This is a genomic window from Rhizobacter sp. P2_H2, from assembly GCF_056403375.1.
Genome location: NZ_JBFUFP010000383.1, coordinates 1 through 4753 on the forward strand (window position 1 = coordinate 1; position 4753 = coordinate 4753).

Consider the following 4753-nt stretch of genomic DNA (forward strand, 5'->3'; position numbering starts at 1 on the left):
CCGTGATGCCGTAGCGGCCCCACTCCGCCGCCAGCGTGCGCGTGAAGTTGACGACCGCGCCCTTGCTGGTGCCGTAGGCGATGTACTTCATCGTCGACGGCGAGCCCGACAGCCCGGCGATCGACGCGACGTTGATGATGCGGCCCGACAGGCGCGGGATCATGCTGAGCCGCCCGATCGCCTGGCTCATCAGGAAGATGCTGCGGATGTTCAGGTTCATCACCTTGTCCCAGGCCTCCAGCGGGTACTCCTCGGCCGGCGCGCCCCAGGTGGCACCGGCGTTGTTGACGAGGATGTCGACCTTGCCGAGCCGCTGCATCGCCTCGCTGGCCACGCGCTGGATCTCGTCCGGCTGGCTCGCGTCGGCCGCCACCCATCGGGTGTCGATGCCGCGCGCCTGCAGGTGGGCAGCGGCCTCTTCCAGGTCAGCCGCCTTGCGCGAGGTCAGCAGGATCTTCGCGCCTGCCTCGCCCAGCGATTCGGCGATCTGCAGCCCGAGCCCGCGCGAACCGCCCGTCACCAGCGCGGTCTTGCCTTCGAGGCTCAGGAGGGTCTGGACAGGTGTGCTCATGGATTCGATCTCCTAGTCGTTGTGCCTGTTGAGGGATTTGAAGAACGCATCGCTGTTCGTCTCGCGGCCCAGGAAGTTGCGCATCAGCTGCGCCGGCGCCACCTGGCCGCCCTGCGACAGCACCTGCTCGCGGTAGCGCATGCCGACCTCGCTGCTCAGCTTGTCGGCGGCGAACGCGGTGCGCAGGTCCTCGGCCAGCACCAGGCTCCACAGGTAGCCGTAGTAGCCCGAGGCATAGCCGGTCGCGATGTGCGAGAAGCCGGCGGGGAACATGCTGCCCTTCACATGGCCGAGCGGCGTCGCGCCTTCCATGCGCTGCCAGGTGGCCATCGGCTCGGGCGCGTCCTTCGCGTACAGCGCGAGGTCGTAGCTCGCATACAGGTGCTGGCGCGCCACCGCGATGCCCTTCGCGAAATCGCGCGCCTTCGAGGCCCGCGCCACCAGGTCGTCCGGCGCCGGCTTGCAGGTCGGGCAGACCTCCTTGAACAGCGCCAGCACGCGCGCGTCATAGACCCAGTCCTCGAGCATCTGCGACGGCGCCTCGACGAAATCGAGCTGCACGTTGGTGCCGCCCTGCGTGGCGTAGCGGGTGTTCGACAGCAGGCCGTGCATCGCGTGGCCGAACTCGTGCAGCAGCGTCTCCAGCTCGTCGATGTTCAGGCCCTTGCGGTTGAAGTTGACGACCAGACCCGCCGCCGGCGTGCGGCCCGCGAGCGTCGACGGGTTGCGGAAGCTCCACACCGCCGCGTGGTTGTACTTGCCCTCGCGCGGGTACAGGTCGACGAACAGCGTGCCCAGCACCTTCCTGCTCGCGACATCGCGCACCTCGAACGACTGCGCGTCCGCGTGCCACAGCGGCTGCTTCAGCGCCTCGAACTGCACGCCGAACAGCTGGCCGGCGACGCGGAACACGAAGTCGAGGCTGGCCTGCGGCGGGAAGTAGCTGCGGAACTCCTCGGCGTCGAGCTGGAAGCGGTTGCGGCGCTCGCGGAACGTGTAGTAGGTGACATCCCAGCGGTTCACGGTGGTCGCCTCGACCGACTGCTTCAGGTCGCGCGCCTTCGCTTCGCGCAGCAGGCCGAGGTCGGCCACCTCGCGCTGCGCGACGGCGTCCTTCACGGTGCCGAGGAAGGCCTGCACCGCGGCGGCGTTGCCGGCCATGCGGCGGCGCATCGAGAAATCGGCGTACGACGCCAGGCCGAACAGCTGCGCATACTCGCGGCGCAGCTGGCCGAGCTGCTGCAGCGTCTTCAGGTTGGCCGCGCCGCCCAGGCCCTGGAAGGCACGCCACATGCGCTCGCGGGTGGCGCCCAGGGTCGCGTTCTCGATGATCGCGTCGTAGCTCGGGTAGTCGAGGCCGAACACGTAGCGGCCCTTGGCATCGCGCTGGCGGTCTTTCAGCGCCTCGGCCGGCACGCCGTCGAGTTCGTCGGGCGCGAACGCKACGCGCGTCTTGTCGTCGCGGATGCGGCGGTCGAACAGCTGGCCGAGCCGGGTGATCTCGGTGCTGACCTTCTTCGCGCGCGCCTGGCGGGCGGGCGTCAGCGCGACGCCGGCGTCCTCGAACGCATCGAGCGTGTCGCGCAGCAGGCGGGCGTCGATGTCGTCGGCGGGCTTCACCTGCTTCAGCAGCGCGTAGAGCTTCGGGTTCTGCAGGAAGCCGTTGCGGAAAGTCTGGTAGCCGAGGTCGCAGGCATCGGCCGCGTCGCGCACCGCCTTGTCGGGGTGCACCGCGTTCAGCAGCGACAGCGGGCCGACGGTGTCTTCATAGGCCCGGTTCATGCCGTCGAGCTCGGCGAGCAGCGTGCCGGCCCGGTCCGGCGGCAGCGCCTGCAGCCGCTTCTCGTCGGCACGGGCGCTGGCGATCAGGGTCTTGCACGCGGCGTCGGCCTGCGCGCCGGTGCGGAACTCGGGGAAGACGTACGACGGCGTGGCCGGCTCGGCGGCCAGGGCCGTGCCGGCCACCAGCACGAGCGTCGAGAGGGACAGGTGGAATGCCATGGGAATGCGGTTCAAGGGGTTCAGGTGGGGCTTTTCATGCGCGAGCGCACGTAGATGAGCACGACGCCGACGGCCGCGACGACCGCGCCGGTCACCGCGATGCCCCAGCCCAGCGGCTCCTGGTAGCGCTGCACGGCGAGCCCGAGGCCCACGCCCAGCAGCCCGCCGTAGATCAGCACCCAGACGAGGGTTTCGACCGTTGAAGTCTTCATTGCAATCCGGCCCGGTGTCAGAACCAGGCGTCGTTCATGGAACGGCAAGTATCGTCCCGCGTCTCGACCACCTTCAACCAGGCGGGGACTTTGGGCAGTTCGTAGCGGAAGAAGAAGCGGGCGGCGGCGAGCTTGCCGTGCAGCAGCGCGGTGTCGCCCTGCCCGGCCGCGGTGGCTTGTTCCAGGTGCTCCTGTGCGCAGATCGAGACATCCAGCCAGACCCAGGCCAGCACCGTGTGCCCGAAGGCCTGCAGGTAGGGCGTGGCATTGGCGAGCGCCTCCTCGGGCACGCCGCTGGCCCAGGCAGCCTTGGTGGCGTTGCCCAGCGCCTTCAGCGCGCCGGCCAGTGCGTTGGCGTGCTCGGCGAGCGTGGGCAGCATCAGCGCGCGCTGGATCGTCGCGTTGAGCTTGTTGGCGAGCAGCATCAGGCCCTTGCCGCCATCCATCACGACCTTGCGCCCGAGCAGGTCGAGCGCCTGGATGCCGTGGGTGCCCTCGTGGATCATGTTGAGGCGGTTGTCGCGCCAGTACTGTTCGACCGGGTAGTCGCGGGTGTAGCCGTAGCCGCCGAGCACCTGGATCGCGAGGCTGTTGGCTTCCAGGCACCATTCGCTGGGCCAGCTCTTCGCGATGGGGGTGAGCATCTCCAGCAGCAGCCCTGCTTCGGCGGCGATCTCGGGCGGCGCGGTGTGCAGTTCGTCGACGAGGCGGGCGCAGTAGAGCTCGAGCGCGAGCGCGCCTTCGCAGTAGCTCTTCTGCGCGAGCAGCATGCGTTTGACGTCGGCGTGCTGGATGATCGGCACCTGTGGCCGCGTCGCGTCCTTGCCGCCGGGGCCGATGGGGCGGCCTTGCGGGCGGCCGCGCGCATAGTCGAGGCTCGCTTCGTAGCCGGCTTGGCCGAGCATCGTGGCGCCGAGCCCGACGCCGATGCGCGCCTCGTTCATCATGTGGAACATGCAGCGCAGGCCCTCGCCGGGCTGGCCGACGAGGTAGCCGATGGCACCGGCAGACCCGCGGACCGGAAACTTTCCTTCGCCGAAGTTCAGCAGCGTGTTCGGAATCCCGCGGTAGCCGAGCTTGTGGTTGAGCCCGGCGAGTGCCACGTCATTGCGCTCGCCGGTGAGTTGCCCCTCGGCGTCGACGAGCTTCTTCGGCACGACGAACAGCGAGATGCCGCGCGTGCCGGGAACGAGTGCGCCGTCGGGGCCGGGGATCTTCGCGAGCACGAGGTGGACGATGTTCTCGGCCAGCTCATGCTCGCCGTTCGAGATCCACATCTTGTTGCCGCGCAGGCGATAGCGGGGACCGAGTGGATCGCTTGCCGCCTCGGGGCCATCGGGCGTGGCGCGGGTGACGATGTCGGACAGGCTGGACCCGGCCTGCGGCTCGCTGAGGCACATGGTGCCGAAAAAGCGCCCCGAGAACTCGTTCTTCGCGAACACGTCCTTTTGCAGCGCGGTGCCATGCGCCATCAGCAGGTTGGCATTGCCGCTGGTGAGCATGCCCCCGCCGCCCATGCCGATGCCGCCTTTCGCGAAGAAGCCGTTGGCGGCCATCTCGATGACGCAGGGCAGTTGCATGCCGCCGATCTCGTAGTCCTGCGCGGCGGCGAGCATGCCGGACTCCACGTAGGCGCGCGAGGCCTCATGCGTGGCTTGCGGCTGGATCACGCGTTCGCCGTCGAAGCGAGGCTCTTCGGTATCCGTGATCCGGTTGAACGGCGCGAACTTCTCGCGCGCGATGCGTTCGCAGGTATCGAGTACGGCGTCGAAGGTGTCGCGCGAATGGTCGGCGAAGCGACTGCGGTGGCGCAGGGTGTCGACCTGGAGCCAGTCGTACAGGAAGAAGTCGAGTGTCTGTCTCATGGGGGTCTTTCGGTGCGGCGCGGCGGGTGGCGGAATGCGCTGGGGGCTCAGCCTCGGCGGTCGGCCCTGGCGGGCCGACTCCACGAAGAAGTCGCCCCCAGCGC

At 69.0% G+C, this 4753-nt stretch carries 4 protein-coding genes; all 4 read right to left on the reverse strand.

What is annotated here, in order from left to right:
• Positions 1 to 571: SDR family NAD(P)-dependent oxidoreductase (locus tag AC1D15_RS18500; protein ID WP_477827131.1), on the reverse strand; the 571-nt coding region annotated here is incomplete at its 3' end.
• A 12-nt stretch (positions 572 to 583) separates the two neighbouring features.
• The gene (locus tag AC1D15_RS18505; protein WP_477827132.1) at positions 584 to 2572 is read right to left on the reverse strand and encodes a M3 family metallopeptidase; all 1989 of its coding nucleotides are present in this window, start codon (positions 2570 to 2572) and stop codon (positions 584 to 586) included.
• A 20-nt stretch (positions 2573 to 2592) separates the two neighbouring features.
• Entirely contained in the window at positions 2593 to 2784 is a 192-nt protein-coding gene (locus AC1D15_RS18510) for a hypothetical protein (protein ID WP_052212934.1), read from the reverse strand.
• A gap of 17 nt (positions 2785 to 2801) precedes the next feature.
• Positions 2802 to 4649, reverse strand: a complete 1848-nt coding sequence (locus tag AC1D15_RS18515) for an acyl-CoA dehydrogenase family protein (RefSeq protein ID WP_477827133.1) — start codon at positions 4647 to 4649, stop codon at positions 2802 to 2804.
• Positions 4650 to 4753 lie beyond the last annotated feature (104 nt).